Source organism: Mesorhizobium sp. SEMIA396, assembly GCF_024518615.1.
Lineage (GTDB): Bacteria > Pseudomonadota > Alphaproteobacteria > Rhizobiales > Rhizobiaceae > Mesorhizobium.
Window position 1 is genome coordinate 303,779 of record NZ_JANIFC010000002.1, and the last position, 13,912, is coordinate 317,690.

A 13,912-nucleotide genomic window follows, 5' to 3' on the forward strand; every position below is an offset into this window, starting at 1 on the left:
CCTTTACGCGATTGGAGGCTGTCGGGCCGGGAAAAACCGCGCACTGGGTAGCGCGCGGTCATCGCAATTGCGAGTGAAAATGAGCAACGGGAACTTAAAAAGCCCTGATCACGCAGCCTCTTCGGAAGGCGCGTCGATCATCGTCTGGAGTCAGCGTTGCTGCAGCGCCAGACGGACGCCCAAAGCGCAGTAGATGCCGCCGACAACTTTGCCCTGCCATCGTAACACCGACGGATTTCGGCGCAGGAACGTGCCGAGCCGGCCAGCGCTCACGGCAAAGACGACCGTGCTGAAAAGGCCCAGTACGACGAAGATGGCCCCCAACACGGTCATCTGAAGCATCACCGTCCCGTTTTCAGGCCGCACGAACTGAGGCAGGAAGGCAAGGAAGAACAGAGCGGTCTTGGGGTTGAGCACTTCGGTCAGGACAGCCTGTCGAAACGCCTTCCCGGCAGAGATCGCAAGCGCGCCGGCAGCCGGGCCGCCTGGTGTTTTCTCCATGATCGCGCGAATGCCGAGATAAACCAGGTAGGCCGCGCCGATGTACTTTATGACGCTGAACAGCGTCGCCGATGCGGCGATGATCGCCGATATGCCGATCATGGCCATGACGGTGTGAAAGATGTCGCCGACAGCGATCCCAGCGCCGGTCGCGATGCCAACCTTGGTTCCGGAACTCGTTGCCCGCGCTATGGTAAGGAGCGTGGCCGGACCCGGGATGAAGACGAAGCCGAGCACAACCGCGACATAAGCAATCAGTGTAGCGAGATCGATCATCGGTCGATTTCTCCCGTAGGCTGCGCCTTACCCATCACCTTCAGCGCGAAGGAATAGGTGTAGGCGATCTCCTCCAGCCGCGAAAACCGGCCGGAGGCACCGGCATGGCCGGAATCCATGTTGATCTTGAACAGGACCGGATTGTCCCCGCTCTTGCGGTCGCGCAGCCGGGCCACCCATTTGGCCGGTTCCCAATAGGTGACGCGCGGATCGGTGAGACCGGCCAGCGCCAGGATCGGCGGATAGTCGTGATCAACGACATTGTCATAGGGCGAGTAGGCGGCAATGGTCCGGTAGTCGTCGGCGGACGCGATCGGGTTGCCCCATTCGGGCCATTCCGGCGGCGTCAGCGGCAGGGTCGCATCGAGCATGGTGGTGAGGACATCGACGAAGGGTACCTCGGCGACGATGCCGCCAAAACAATCCGGCGCCATGTTGGCGACGGCACCCATCAGCATGCCGCCGGCCGAACCGCCCTGGGCGACGATACGGTCATGCGCCGTGTAACGCTCCGTCACCAGATGGCGCGCGACGGCGATGAAATCGGTGAACGTGTTCATCTTGTTCTCCCGCTTGCCGTCATCGTACCAGCCATAGCCCTTGTCCTTGCCGCCGCGAACGTGAGCGATGGCGAAGACAAAGCCCCGGTCGACCAGCGAGAACCAGTTGGTGTTGAAGGCGGCCGGCACGGTGATGCCATAGGAGCCGTAGCCGTAAAGCAGGCAAGGTGCGGATCCGTCCAGCGGCGTGTCGCGATGGTGCAAAAGCGAGATCGGCACCAGTTCGCCATCGCTGGCCGGCGCCATCAGGCGCCGCGTGACATAGTGGTCCGCATCATGGCCGGATGGCACTTCCTGGGTCTTCAGCAGCACCCGCTCGCGGGTACGCATATTATAGTCGAACACCTGCGCAGGTGTCGTCATCGACGAATAGGAAAAGCGCATGATCTCGGTGTCGTACTCATAGGAACCCGACAGGCCGAGCGAGAAAGCCTCCTCGTCGAGGGACAAAAGATGCTCCTCGCCGCTGGTGCGGTCGTGCACGACGATGCGCGGCAGGCCTTCCTTGCGTTCGAGCCGAACCATGTGGTCTCTGAAGCCGATCACCGACAGGATCAGCCGGCCGGGTTCGTGCGGCACCAGTTCCTGCCAGTTGGCGCGCACGGGATCGCCCGCTGGTGCCGTCATGATCTTGAAGTCCTTGGCGCCGTCGGCATTGGTCAGGATGAAGAAGATATCGCCGCCTTCTTCCAGCTCGTACTGCAGGCCAATCTCGCGCGGCGACACCAGTTTCGGTTCGGCAAACGGATCGTCGGCGCGCATCAGGCGGTATTCCGAGGTCTCGTGGTCGTTGATGCCGATCATGATCCACTCGTTGTTGCGGGTGCCGTCGACATTCATGAAGAAGCCGGGATCGGTTTCCTCATAGATCAGCCGGTCGCTTTGCGGGCTGTCGCCAAGCGCATGGAACAGCACCTTCGACGGGCGGTGGTTGGGGTCGAGACGTGTATAGAAGAAGCCGTCATTGGCGGCGTTCCAGACACCTGAACCGCCGGTGTCGGGGATCTGGTCCGCAAGTTCCCTGCCGTCGGCAAGGTCACGCACGTGAAGCGTGTAGAATTCGGAGCCCTTGTCGTCGAATGCCCACAGCAGCCTTGCGTGGTCGGCCGAATGGTCGACGCCGCCAAGACGGAAATAGGCCTTGCCCGCGGCCTCCGCGTCACCATCGAGCAGGATATGCTCGGCACCGCCGTCTCGCGGCATGCGGAAATAGCGCGGCTGCTCGCCACCAAGTTTGAAGGACGAGCCATAGGCATAGGGCCCATCCTTCATCGGCACGGAAGAATCGTCTTCCTTGATACGGCCCTTCATCTCCTTGAAAAGCTGCTTTTGCAGTTCGACCGTGTCGGCCATCAGCTTCGACTGGTAGGCATTCTCCGCCTCGAGTTCTGCGCGGATTCCCGCATCGAGCAATGAGGGGTCGCGGAACATCTCCTGCCAGTTGCCGGCCCGCAGCCAGGCATAGTCGTCGGTTCGCGTGATGCCGTGATGCGTGTCGGAAACCGGCCGCTTCTCGGGCGTTGGCGGGCTGACGATCGGAAATATGGATGTCTTGGTCATTGCGTCTCGCTTTGCCAGTATCTTCAATGGGCCAGTATCTTCAATGGGCCAGTATCTTGAATGGACCATCTCGAATGGAGAATATCTTGAACGGCGAATGAACACGCCGATCAGGGCAGGTTCAAGAGCCGGAGCGTATGGATTGTGTCGGCTCCAGGAGATGAGCCGGGAGGAGAGATGATGACTATTTGGTCTCGGACTGCTGCGGCTTTCGCCGTTGCTTCACTAACTCTGGCCTTTGCCGGCCAGTCTCATGCGACCGTATTCGCGGCTTGGCAAGTGGCCAATGTGCCGTTCGGCGACACGCTCAATGTGCGCAAATACCCTTCGGGCGCATCCCAGAAGCAGGCGGCATATCCGAACGGGACCGTTCTGCAGATGACCGGGCGATGCACCGGCGGAATAAACCTGCTCGACATCGCCAACCAGCCGGCATGGAAGCAGGAACAAAAGATTCGTTTTCGCTGGTGCGAAGTCTGGCATGATCCGGCCCAGAACGGCAAATTCGTCACCGGCTGGGCGTATGGCAAATACATCACGCCGCATTGATTGATCCGGCAGCAATCAGCCGATCCGCCGGATGACAGGCATGTCGCCTGATTGCTTGCGTATGACCACGGCAACCTTTGGTTTTGTGGACAAATATGAACAACCAATATTGCCCGACGATAGCCAAGCAAAATCAAACATTAAAACCCATTTCGTGAGATGCCGCGAATGTAACGGTGAGCTGACGTTGCGTCAGCCGTTGCCGACGAGCGCGCGAAATATCGATAAATTACACAATGCACGAAAGATTGAAGCTGATCGCGGAATAATTGATCAATATCGTTCAATATAGCGTAAGGGCCGAATTGACTTACTTGGTCTGGGCGCTCATTGATGTGCCCGCGACACGAATCGTAGAAACTCTACCTGCACAAAATTCGTGCGATGCCCTGCTTGTAAAAAAGGGCGCAGATCGATGTAACTCTTGTTGGGGCCCGAAGACCATGGATATTGTCGAAACACCTTCCAGAAACAGCGATGCGCTGATCGAATTGACCGCCGATGTGGTGGCCGCCTATGTCAGTAACAATCCCGTGCCGGTCGGCGAATTGCCGAACCTGATATCCGATGTCCATGCTGCGCTCGGGCGTGTGGGCGGAACCGCCGAACAGCCGCCTGCCGACAAGCAGAAGCCGGCGGTCAACCCGAAGCGGTCGGTTCATGACGACTACATCGTCTGCCTTGAAGACGGCAAGAAGTTCAAGTCGCTGAAGCGCCATTTGATGACCCACTATGACCTGACACCGGACCAGTATCGCGAAAAGTGGAACCTTGACCCGACCTATCCGATGGTTGCACCCAACTATGCGGCTGCCCGGTCACAGCTTGCCAAGAAGATGGGCCTCGGCCGCAAGCGCAAAGCGCGGTAATCGCTGCCAGAGCAATTCAAGGAAAAGTGAAACGGTTTTCCCGGGAAAGCGCATAGAGCTCTCCCTTGGGAATTGCGTCAAAATAAGCCAGATCGGATCGACATCAACGGCGCCTTCGGGCGCCGTTTGATTTTTGCGCCGCGAGGCGCGGATCCGGTATGAAGGTGTCAGGCGGTCTGCTTGAGCGCTGCCTCGGCGTCGCGCTTGATGCGCTTGACCATCGAGCGAAGGCCGTTGGCGCGCTGCGGCGACAGATGTTCGTCGAGGCCGAGTTCTTTCAATGTCGCTTCCGCATCGGTCTGCTGGATTTCGCTGGCGGTCCTGCCGGAAAACAGCGCAAGTATGATCGCAACCAGTCCACGCACGATGTGAGCGTCCGAATCGCCCGTGAAGGTGATGACTGGGTCGGCTCCAGCCCCGCGTTCGGTGGTCAACCAGACCTGACTGACGCATCCCGGCACCTTGTTGGCGGCGCTGCGCTGCTCGTCGGGAAATGGCGGCAGCGCCTCGCCGAGTTCGATGACGTAGCGATAGCGGTCTTCCCATTCCTCGAGGAACGAAAAATCGTCGCGGATCGTCTGGATCGTGGTGGTCATAATGCCGGATATAGTCACGCGGCGGCTCCGCGTCACGGAAAAACAAGGACACCGCGGGCGTCGAGAGGGCAGACAGCCCGCGGTGCGCCGTCGAAGCGGCTTAATTCTGAGGCGGCAGGTTGACGGTCTCGGGCAAGACGATTTCTACGGGCAGGCTGCCGGTCATCGTCGACGTGTCGGGGCCGGCGGCGGACTTGTCGTCCATCATCGCTGCCGCGATCTTGGCGGTCTCCTTGGCGCGGGCGGTGATGGTGTGCATTGCCGACTTGCCGGTCTCGCAGACATCGGGCTTGCGTTCGCAAATGCCGGCGATATCGCCAACCGCTTCGCGTGCCGCAAACAAGGCCTGGATCGGCCCGACGCTTTCGCGGCCCGCTTCATCGGGGCCGACAGTCAGCGGCAGCGCCAGCAGCACCAGCGAAAACCAGAAAGCCATTCTTATGAGGAAGACCATGCCCTTGCCCTCTCGTCGTGACCGGATCATGCATCCATATGGCATGACCTCTTTTGTAGGCAGGATCTTGGCACACAGGCGCAAAGGACGGCTTGCGGGCAAAGAGAGAATTTTCCTCAAATTTTAGGCAAATTCGAAACGAAGCGTTCTGCGATCCATTTGTCTCAATTGCCAGTGATTTTCCTTAACAACAAATAACCATACATCCCCATGATTTTCCTGTATTTTTCTTGGAATGTGGAAGTCCGGGTGCCGTGTGCGCCTGTCCGATAGGTGCCGTCGCCGGATAACTCTCCGTTTACTATGGCTGCATTTGCCCGTGCTTTCGGCGGCCGGCATCCCGATATTTGCCGCAGGCCAGGGCCTTGGTCGGCCCTGCCTTATCCATTCCTTAAACGCTGGATGCGAGTTTCAAAGCCAACCAGAACCATCTGCAAAGCAGAGCTGTCCACGACAAGTGCGAGTGCGTTGAGTTGAGTTCAATCAAGGCCAGATACGTTGAATTGCCTGGCGCGATTTCTGCCGGTTGCGAACGTATGGTCCATCCGTCCATCCTTGGGCGGAGCGACCGCGAGCGCCAGCGCCGTTTCATCGGCGTCATGCTCGCCGCTCCTTTCTTTGCCGCCGGCGCCGCGGTCACCCTGGTCACTTCAGGCATGGGCGTTGCCGTCACCATGGCCGCCATCTTCGCCGCCTTTGGCCTGTGCTGGTTCGTCGCCTTACTGGTGGCGGCGACCGGCAAGATGGCGATGGCGAGTGGGCTCGCCCTGATGCTGGCCGGCATTTCTCTCGGCAGTCTCATTGCCGCCGCGGGCGGGCTGAGTTCGCCTGTCGCCATGCTTGTCCTGGCGCTGCCTTTCGAAGCCTGGTGGATCGGCGGCTCGCGACGTGCAGCACTGTGGGGAGCCGTGTCGGCCGCTGTCGCCATCCTGGCTCAGCCTTTGGCTGGAACCGTATTTCCGTTCGCAGGAGCGCAGATCGCGGCGTGGCACTGGCTGGTGCCGTTGGCGTGGGCGCTTACGCTGATGCCGCGTGCATCGGCGTTTCAAAACACGGCCGACGCGGCTGTGGTCGACACTGCCGACCGGCTCGAAGAAATCATCGATGCGGTGGTCTTGCGGGTCGCCCGCCATGGCGAGGTCCTGGACGCGTCGCCGAAAGCGCGCACGCTTTTGAAACTGCCGCCCGAACTGCTGTCTGGAAACGGCCTCTTCGATCGCGTCCATCTGTCGGATCGCGTTTCCTATCTCAGCGCAATGGCCGACATGCGCGACGGTGCGCTGTCGCGCCGGCTCGAATTGCGCATCCGCCTGCCTCAGAACGGCAATAGCCTGACGGCCGACAATTACCGCCCGTTCTCGCTTGATCTGGTGCGCGGTGAGGAACAGAGTGACGTCTTTACGCTCGTCCTGCGCGAGAATGACGAGATCGCCCGGTTGCGCGAGGATCTCGCGGCGGCCAATGAGGCGGCCGCATCCGCCGAAGTGGCGAAGGGGCGCTTCCTGGCGGTGGTCAGCCACGAACTGCGCACGCCGTTGAATGCCATCATCGGCTTCTCGGATATGCTGCTGCATGAGATGTTCGGCGGCTTCAAGGATCCGCGCCAGAAGGAATATGTCGGCCTGGTGAGGGATTCGGGCCAGCATCTGCTCGCCGTCGTAACCTCGATACTCGACGTGTCCAGGATTGAATCTGGCGTTTATGCGACCGAGCCGGAGCCGTTCCGGTTCGCGGAAGCGGTCGACATGTGCCAGTCGATGATGCAGCTGCAGGCGCAGGCCAAGAACATCGATCTGCGGGCGCAGATCGCGCCGGACGCCGGCGACATCAATGCCGACCAGCGCGCCGTACAGCAGATGCTGATCAACCTGGTCTCCAATGCGATCAAGTTCACCCCCGACGGCGGCGACGTCGTCGTCGGTGCCAAGCGGATCGGTTCGCGCCTGCATTTCTGGGTCAGGGACACCGGCATCGGCATCGCCGAGGAGGATTTCGCCAATCTCGGCAAGCCCTTCATGCAGATCCAGAACGACTATACCCGCCGTTTCGAGGGGACTGGTCTTGGCCTTTCACTGGTCAAGGGCCTGGTGGCGCTGCACGAAGGCACGATGTCCATCGAAAGCATGCCGGGCGAGGGCACCACGGTGACCATCAGCTTGCCGGTGAACGGACCGAAGGGACATCAGGCGGAGAAGGCCGGCGTGCTGACCATGCCTGTAGCGATGGCGAAAGGGGACAGAAATGGCTCGCTCCGCAAAACAGGCTAAGGCGGTCAAGCGTCGCAGCAACGCCTTTCAGGACGGCGCTGTCGCCGTCGGCGGAATGATCTCGCGCAACCCTGTCCTGGTGGGCGGCTCGACGGCATTCCTGGTGACGCTGTTCTACGTCTCTGCGAATGCCTTGTGGTACCAGCCTTTCCCGCATGCCGGCGCATTCTTCGCGACCCGCAGCATTGCGGGCTTTCCGCACGCGGCGCCCGACGAGCCGGAAACGACGTTCAACATCGTGCGGCCATCCGGCGCGCCGGCACCGATCAAGGGCGATCCGGTTGTCGAGCAGGTGCAAGGCATATTGAAGGATCTTGATTTCTATTCGGGAACGGTCGACGGCATTTCCGGACCCAACACCCGCAAGGCCATCCAGGACTATCAGCAGAAGGTCGGGCTCAACGCGTCCGGCGAGATCGACGCGCTTCTGCTCGATCAACTGGGCGCGACGCCGAAAACCGCTTCCGTCGTACCCAGGCCGCAGCCGCGCCCGGATATGCCGGCCGCCGTTCCGGTGTCTTTGCAGACAGGTTCAGGACAGACAAATTCCGGGCAGGCGGATGCCGAGACGCAAGCGCCCGATGCCCGCATCGTCAAGATCCAGGCCGGGCTCAAGGCGTTCGGCAATGACGACATGCAGCTGGATGGTGTCGTCGGCGCGCGCACCAAGGCGGCGATCAAGGAATTCCAGTCGCTGTTCGGGCTGCCGCAGACCGGCGAGCCCGATGAGATCGTCTACGTCAAGATGCGCGAGATCGGCCTGACCAACTGACGGCTGAAACGACGGCTCGCCCAGCGGCGGAAATATCGATAGAGAACCGGCAGTTTCGGGAGCTCTCTCATGCGCGTCACATCGGATCTGTGGGTCTCGGCCCTGTTGCGCCGGGTTTTCGGCGCCGGGGGATTTGCCGCCGTGGTCAAGCGCGGCGCGACCGAGGCCGGCGCTGTGTTCGTGCTGGCGCGGGGCAGGCTGGGTGAGGTTGCCCTGTTCGGGCCGGCGCCGCAGACAAGCTATGATTCGGCCAAGCCCGACGACCGGTTTTTCACTCAGCTCGGAACCGGCGAGGATGCCACAGTGCTCGACGCCAGGCTGGAAAGGGAGAAAAAATTCGATCCCGATATCTGGGTGGTCGAGATCGAGGCCGGCACCGTGCCCGTCGAGGAGCTTATTTCCGTGAAGACGCCCTGAGGCCGGACGAAGCCGCCGCATCGTCGCTGTTCGAGGCGGTGCGTGTATCGCCGTTGGCAGGTGCTGCGCCGCGAACCACCCTTGAAAGGGCTTCCGCCCGCCACGATCGCATCTTGTCCTGGGCCGCTTCACGATGCAGCAGCCGGTAACGGTCGAGGAAGGTGCGGATAGCCTGCGGATGCGGGAACTGGTTGGGATAGACGGCAACCGTGATCAGGAAGGCCCTGTCTTCGCTGAGGTCGAGCGAGCGCAAGGCGGCAAGCAGCGAGGCATAATTCTGGTTGGCGGTGAGCGATCGCGCGATCTCGAAATCGATATCGAGTGCATCGGCGAGCGCGGTCTGGAAGAACGCGGCGTTTCCCGTCAGCGCTGTCTCGCGCAATTTCACATAGGTGTCGGCGCCTTTGAAAGGATCGGCGTTCGTCGCTGCCGCCTCGTCGCCCGTGCGCATCATCGAGCGCAGCCTGCGCCGTGCATTCTCAGCCGCGATGCCGAGTGCCTGTTCCCGGGCGGGCTCGTCAGAGGCGGTTTCCGTGCTCGCTGGCGCGATCTTGTCTGCCGCGGCGGCGTTCGCATCCGGTTGCGGAGCGCGCACCAGGGTTGGCCTCTCGAGGGCCCTGATCAGATCAGCGATGGTCGGGTTCAAGCCCTTGCGGCGCGCGATGGCACGTGCATGCGGCAGGCCATGTCGCCCGATCAGCGCGATGAGATCGATGTCGCTGACGGCGCGTGAGCGGATGAGCAGCGGCGCGGCAATGTCGACCGGTTCCTCGCAAAGGCGGCGCACCAGGGCGGCGGGGGCGTATTCGCATTCGGAAAGGGCGGCTGCCACGTAACGGCGAGATTCGACGGACACGTCATTGAACAGCGGCAGCGTCAGGTCTTCGAGTTGACCGATCTCGCGGCGTGATGGGCGGGTGAGCGAACAGAACGCCGACACTGCGGCGCGGAACAGCCTTTCGGCCTTTCCCGAGTCTTTTCGCACCGCGATTTGCCTGAAGTCCGAAGATGACACGAAGGATACGCCCGTACTCGACACAACCTTGACGACGCTCGACCGGGACCGTGCCGGTTCCGAGAGTGCCAAGAACAAAGTTCAAGTTAGCGACGATCCGTTAGCGTTCCGTTAACCCTCTGCCGGCCTTAATGACATTTGGAGGCGTTGCGTTGTGCTCCGGGGAAACCGAGAGGAATGCGCGAACCATGGGCATGGTACTGTCTTTCGTGCCGCGTACGGCACCAAACACCAGAGTAAAGCAAACCGCCGAAATGCCGGCAGCGGTGATCATCTTTCCCGGCATCCGCTACGAGCGGCCGCATGCCGGCGAAGTGCGGCCGGTCGATCCCGACAAGCCGGGTTCGCCAGGACCAAAACCGGTCCCGCACCACTGAGTTTCGGCGGCCACGGACCTTTGGTCCGGGATCATGTCTAGTGCATGTCGCCCAAAAGTGACCTCGGTTTTGGGAGAACGACATGCACAAAGATCCAAAGCGGGTCGTCTGAATCCGTTCAGACGCGACTCGCTTTAGAAGTCCTGCAACTCGCAGGAACTCTGTTCGAAGAAGCGCGAAACGATCGGCTTCCAGCTGCTGTCGGGCACGAAGGCGCGGATGACGAAGATGCCTTCCTCGATCGGCGCTTCGACGAAGATCGCTCCTTGAAGATCCTCTGGAAGATCCTTGCGCACGTCGATCATCTGCGCCGGCGTCAGCACGACGGCATCCAGAACGCCGCCGGTCGCTGTGTGGTCGTTGAAGGAATAGATGTTGTGGCCGCTGCGGTCATAGACCGACACCGACCAGAACGGGACATGCCCAGGTGCCTTGACGCGGACCATGCCTTCGCCCAGATCGAACCGGCAGGCCGTCGCGTAAAACAGCGGGTCGACGGATTTCACCACGGGCGCGCCACCGGCCTCGGCATCGAGCCGCGTCATCTTGTACAGATCCGACGCCATGGACAGCCGCGACCAGGCATCGCGTTCGGAAAACTCGGGCACCAGCAGCAGCACGGCGATGTGCACGATGCCGGCGCCGAGCAGACCGAGCAGGACGGCATGCAGAAGTCCGCGCATCGCAGCGTAAAAACTACGCATTGCAGCCGACCTTGACGATATGCGGCAGCGAGACGTCCGACAGGCCGGTGCTGCTGGCGATTGGCGTGTCGTAGAAGGTCAGCACGAAATACATCCTGCCGAAGCCGTCTGTCAGCAGCCAATTGCCCGGCATCGGGTGATGGCCGGCGGAAATGATCACCGAATTGTCGGGCTGGCGCACCACCCCGTAGGATTGCAGCGCCGCCAGCCGGGGTTTGCCGGTTTCGACCACGCCGAGCGACTGGTCGGCGGCATAAAGCGTCCAGAACCGTGCTGTCGGAAAATCACCCTCGATTGTGTAGGTGCATTCGCGCTTGAGCTCGGCGCCGGCCGCGTCTCGCTCGGCGACGAAGGACAGCCCCTCGGCGCGGCCGAGCGCAAGCACACCCTCGCGCGCCACGCGGGCCTTGGAATAGGGATCGGCGGCCGGCGTGCCGATATCGGGAAAGGCTGTCCATTGGCCGATCCTGATGGCGCCGACACCATCCTGGACTTTCAGCGCATACCAGACGCTGCCGCCACCGCCGACGATGGCTATGGCAAGCGAAAGCAGCGTCAGGAAGGCAGTTTTGAGCATGAGGGGCCGGGGACACGAAGAGTTGCCGCTCGGGGATATCGCGGCGCAGGGCCTTGTGGCAAGCGGGCCGACGTAGAATTGCAGACGGCTCTCCCTTCTCCCCTTGCGGGAGAAGGTGGCCGAGCGAAGCTCGGTCGGATGAGGGGTGTTCCAGCTTGGCAATGGCGGTGATCCGGCCATCACCCCTCAACTGTCTCGGCGCCAATCACAGCGCCGACAGCGTCTCCGGCAGTTGCGGCGTACTGAGGACGGGCGCCGACTGGAACAGCGTGGTCATGTCCCGCAGCGTCTGGGTCGTGCGGCTGGACAGCACCGGCGGCCGTTCGGCGGCTGCATCGGCCGCCGCCTGATCGTCGCTCTTCTTCTGTGCTTCCTCGGCCTTGGCAGCGATCTCCTCATCGACGAAGGGCTTGTCGATGCCCGGGATCGGCTTGAGGTCGATGTTCTGGTGCGCATAGACCATCAGTCGCTGCCACACCATCGCCGGCAGTGAGCCACCGGTCATGTTCTTGGTCGGCGTGAAGTCGTCATTGCCCATCCATACCGCCGCCGTGTAGTTGCCGGTGAAGCCGACAAACCAGGCGTCGCGGTAGGACTGCGTGGTGCCTGTCTTGCCGGCGACGACGATGTTGGGAAGTTGGGCTCGCCGCGCCGTACCCATCACCGGCACTGCGGCCAGCATGGTGTTCATCGATTTGAGCGCCTGCTCGGACAGCACCCGGTGTGGCGGCGGCGCGTCCTTGGCGAAATCATAGACCACCTCGCCGGTCCGGGTGACGAGTTGGCTGATGCCGTGCCGGGAGCCGACGAAGCCGTTGTCGGCGAACACGCTGTAGCCCGTCGCCTGGTCCATCACCGTCATGCTCGAGGTGCCGAGCACCATCGTCTTATGTGCTTCGATCGGCGATTCCACGCCCATCGCCTCGGCCATGGCCTTGATCGGGCCGATGCCGAGATGATCCTTGGCCAGCCGCACCGGCACGGTGTTGATCGACTTGGCCATTGCCATGATCAACGTGACGTTGCCGGCCGATCCGCCGTTGTAATTGTGCGGCGACCAGCTGCCCCAGCTGATCGGGCCGCCGGAAATGATGGAGTTGGGGGTGAAGCCGTGTTCCATCGCGGTTGCGTAGACATAGGGCTTGAATGATGAGCCGGTCTGGCGCAGCGCCTTGGTGGCGCGGTTGAACTGGCTGGCCCCATAGTCGCGGCCGCCGACGATGGCGCGCACGGCGCCGTTGGTCTCGATGACGACGACGGCACCTTCGGTGACGTTGTACTCCTTGCCGAACTGGCGCAGGTGGAACTCCACCGATTCTTCCGCCGCCTTCTGGATGTTGGCGTCAAAGGTGGTGTGGGCGAGAAGCGAGTGCTGGCCAGGTTTGGCGATCTTCTTGACCTCGTCGAATGCCCAGTCGAGGTAATAGTCAGGGCTTTTCTGTTCGCCGCGGTCGACGACATCGGCCGGATGCAGCCTGGCCTGCAGGACCTGGCCTTCGGTCATGAAGCCGGCATCGACAAGGTTGGACAGCACCACATTGGCGCGCGCGCGCGCCGCCGGCAGGTTGATGTGCGGCGCATATTTGGTCGGCGCCTTGAACAGGCCGGCCAGCATCGCCGCCTCGGCCAGGTTCAGGTCCTTGACGCTCTTGCCGAAATAGAAGTCGGCGGCAGCCTCGATGCCGAACGTGCCGCCGCCCATATAGGCGCGGTCGAGATAGAGCTGCAGGATCTCCTTCTTCGACAGATTGGCCTCGAGCCACAGCGACAGGAAGGCTTCCTTGATCTTGCGCTCCAGCGTGCGCTCGTTGGTGAGGAACAGGTTCTTGGCCAACTGCTGGGTGATGCTCGAGCCGCCCTGGACGACGGAGTTCGCCCGCACATTCTCGAAGATCGCGCGCGACAGGCCGAGCACATCGATGCCGTAGTGGTCGAAGAAGCGACGGTCCTCGGTGGCAAGCACCGCCTTGATGACGTGATCGGGCATCTCGTCGACCGGCACGGAATCGCGCTGGATGATGCCGCGCTGGCCGATCTCGTTGCCATAGCGGTCGAGGAAGGTGACGGCGAAGTCGCCCTGGGCGCGCCAGTCGCCAGCCGTGTCCTGGAAAGCCGGAATGGCCAGCGCCAGCATCACCACGATGCCGACGGCGCCGAGCGTGAAACCTTCGCTCAACAGTTCGATGATGCCACGGCGCCAGCCGTTGACGCGGAAGCGCCGCGAGAAGATCGTCGCTGATTCCCAGAATTGGCGCGCCTTGAAGCCGATCTCATAGAGCGAGGAATCGATCCACGCATCGAGCGCCAGCAGCCGGGCGGCGATCGGACCTCTTCTTTTGCGCGGTTCGGGACTGGCCATTCGGAATCCGGCTAGCAATTGCACGACCTGAGAACCGCAAACCGGCAATTTCAGGGCGA

General features: G+C 61.8%; 15 protein-coding genes. 7 read left to right on the plus strand and 8 right to left on the minus strand.

Annotated elements, in window-relative coordinates:
- Nucleotides 1-150: 150 nt before the first annotated feature.
- A complete protein-coding gene (locus NP503_RS06345) occupies nt 151-777 on the minus strand; it encodes a LysE family translocator (RefSeq protein ID WP_127269948.1) in 627 nt (208 codons plus the stop codon).
- Nucleotides 774-2,897 (minus strand): S9 family peptidase, encoded by a 2,124-nt coding sequence (locus NP503_RS06350; protein WP_127268167.1) that lies wholly within the window; start codon nt 2,895-2,897, stop codon nt 774-776. Before NP503_RS06350 ends, NP503_RS06345 begins: the two co-directional genes overlap by 4 nt.
- A 180-nt stretch (nt 2,898-3,077) precedes the next feature.
- On the opposite strand from NP503_RS06350, the gene NP503_RS06355 reads away from it, so the two are divergent.
- The 3 genes from NP503_RS06355 to NP503_RS06365 all read left to right on the plus strand — a co-directional run bounded on the left by NP503_RS06355 (nt 3,078) and on the right by NP503_RS06365 (nt 4,315).
- A complete protein-coding gene (locus NP503_RS06355) occupies nt 3,078-3,446 on the plus strand; it encodes an SH3 domain-containing protein (RefSeq protein ID WP_127268166.1) in 369 nt (122 codons plus the stop codon).
- Between the two features lie 40 nt (nt 3,447-3,486).
- A complete protein-coding gene (locus tag NP503_RS06360) occupies nt 3,487-3,738 on the plus strand; it encodes a hypothetical protein (RefSeq protein ID WP_127269946.1) in 252 nt (83 codons plus the stop codon).
- A 151-nt stretch (nt 3,739-3,889) separates the two neighbouring features.
- Nucleotides 3,890-4,315 (plus strand): MucR family transcriptional regulator, encoded by a 426-nt coding sequence (locus NP503_RS06365; protein ID WP_013532660.1) that lies wholly within the window; start codon nt 3,890-3,892, stop codon nt 4,313-4,315.
- A 167-nt stretch (nt 4,316-4,482) separates the two neighbouring features.
- On the opposite strand, the gene NP503_RS06370 is transcribed toward NP503_RS06365, so the two are convergent.
- Together NP503_RS06370 and NP503_RS06375 are read right to left on the minus strand one after the other, a co-directional pair.
- Nucleotides 4,483-4,911 (minus strand): SufE family protein, encoded by a 429-nt coding sequence (locus NP503_RS06370; protein WP_127268169.1) that lies wholly within the window; start codon nt 4,909-4,911, stop codon nt 4,483-4,485.
- A 100-nt stretch (nt 4,912-5,011) separates the two neighbouring features.
- Nucleotides 5,012-5,365 carry a DUF5330 domain-containing protein gene (locus tag NP503_RS06375; RefSeq protein ID WP_127268168.1) on the minus strand — a complete coding sequence of 118 codons (354 nt, stop codon included), beginning with the start codon at nt 5,363-5,365 and terminating at the stop codon, nt 5,012-5,014.
- 536 nt (nt 5,366-5,901) lie between these two features.
- On the opposite strand from NP503_RS06375, the gene NP503_RS06380 reads away from it, so the two are divergent.
- From NP503_RS06380 to NP503_RS06390, 3 genes are all read left to right on the plus strand, one after another.
- Complete coding sequence (locus NP503_RS06380) at nt 5,902-7,632, plus strand: PAS domain-containing sensor histidine kinase (protein ID WP_127268165.1); 1,731 nt, start codon at nt 5,902-5,904, stop codon at nt 7,630-7,632.
- A complete protein-coding gene (locus NP503_RS06385) occupies nt 7,607-8,404 on the plus strand; it encodes a peptidoglycan-binding protein (protein WP_127268164.1) in 798 nt (265 codons plus the stop codon). The genes NP503_RS06380 and NP503_RS06385 overlap by 26 nt, the downstream gene beginning before the upstream one ends.
- Before the next feature lie 69 nt (nt 8,405-8,473).
- Nucleotides 8,474-8,821 carry a DUF1491 family protein gene (locus NP503_RS06390; RefSeq protein ID WP_127268163.1) on the plus strand — a complete coding sequence of 116 codons (348 nt, stop codon included), beginning with the start codon at nt 8,474-8,476 and terminating at the stop codon, nt 8,819-8,821.
- On the opposite strand, the gene NP503_RS06395 is transcribed toward NP503_RS06390, so the two are convergent.
- Nucleotides 8,799-9,836, minus strand: a complete 1,038-nt coding sequence (locus NP503_RS06395) for a hypothetical protein (protein ID WP_127272731.1) — start codon at nt 9,834-9,836, stop codon at nt 8,799-8,801. The genes NP503_RS06390 and NP503_RS06395 overlap by 23 nt on opposite strands.
- Nucleotides 9,837-10,024: 188 nt before the next feature.
- Between NP503_RS06395 and NP503_RS06400 the strand changes: the two genes are divergently transcribed.
- Nucleotides 10,025-10,213 (plus strand): hypothetical protein, encoded by a 189-nt coding sequence (locus NP503_RS06400; protein WP_127272037.1) that lies wholly within the window; start codon nt 10,025-10,027, stop codon nt 10,211-10,213.
- A gap of 134 nt (nt 10,214-10,347) precedes the next feature.
- Here the strand turns inward: NP503_RS06400 and NP503_RS06405 are convergent, their stop codons facing one another.
- The 3 genes from NP503_RS06405 to NP503_RS06415 all read right to left on the minus strand — a co-directional run bounded on the left by NP503_RS06405 (nt 10,348) and on the right by NP503_RS06415 (nt 13,853).
- Nucleotides 10,348-10,917, minus strand: a complete 570-nt coding sequence (locus NP503_RS06405) for a DUF1254 domain-containing protein (protein ID WP_127271883.1) — start codon at nt 10,915-10,917, stop codon at nt 10,348-10,350.
- On the minus strand, nt 10,910-11,494 hold the full coding sequence (locus NP503_RS06410) for a DUF1214 domain-containing protein (protein WP_127271885.1): 585 nt from the start codon (nt 11,492-11,494) through the stop codon (nt 10,910-10,912). Before NP503_RS06410 ends, NP503_RS06405 begins: the two co-directional genes overlap by 8 nt.
- A gap of 205 nt (nt 11,495-11,699) precedes the next feature.
- Nucleotides 11,700-13,853, minus strand: coding sequence for a transglycosylase domain-containing protein (locus NP503_RS06415; RefSeq protein WP_127272265.1), 2,154 nt, complete (start codon nt 13,851-13,853; stop codon nt 11,700-11,702).
- Nucleotides 13,854-13,912 lie beyond the last annotated feature (59 nt).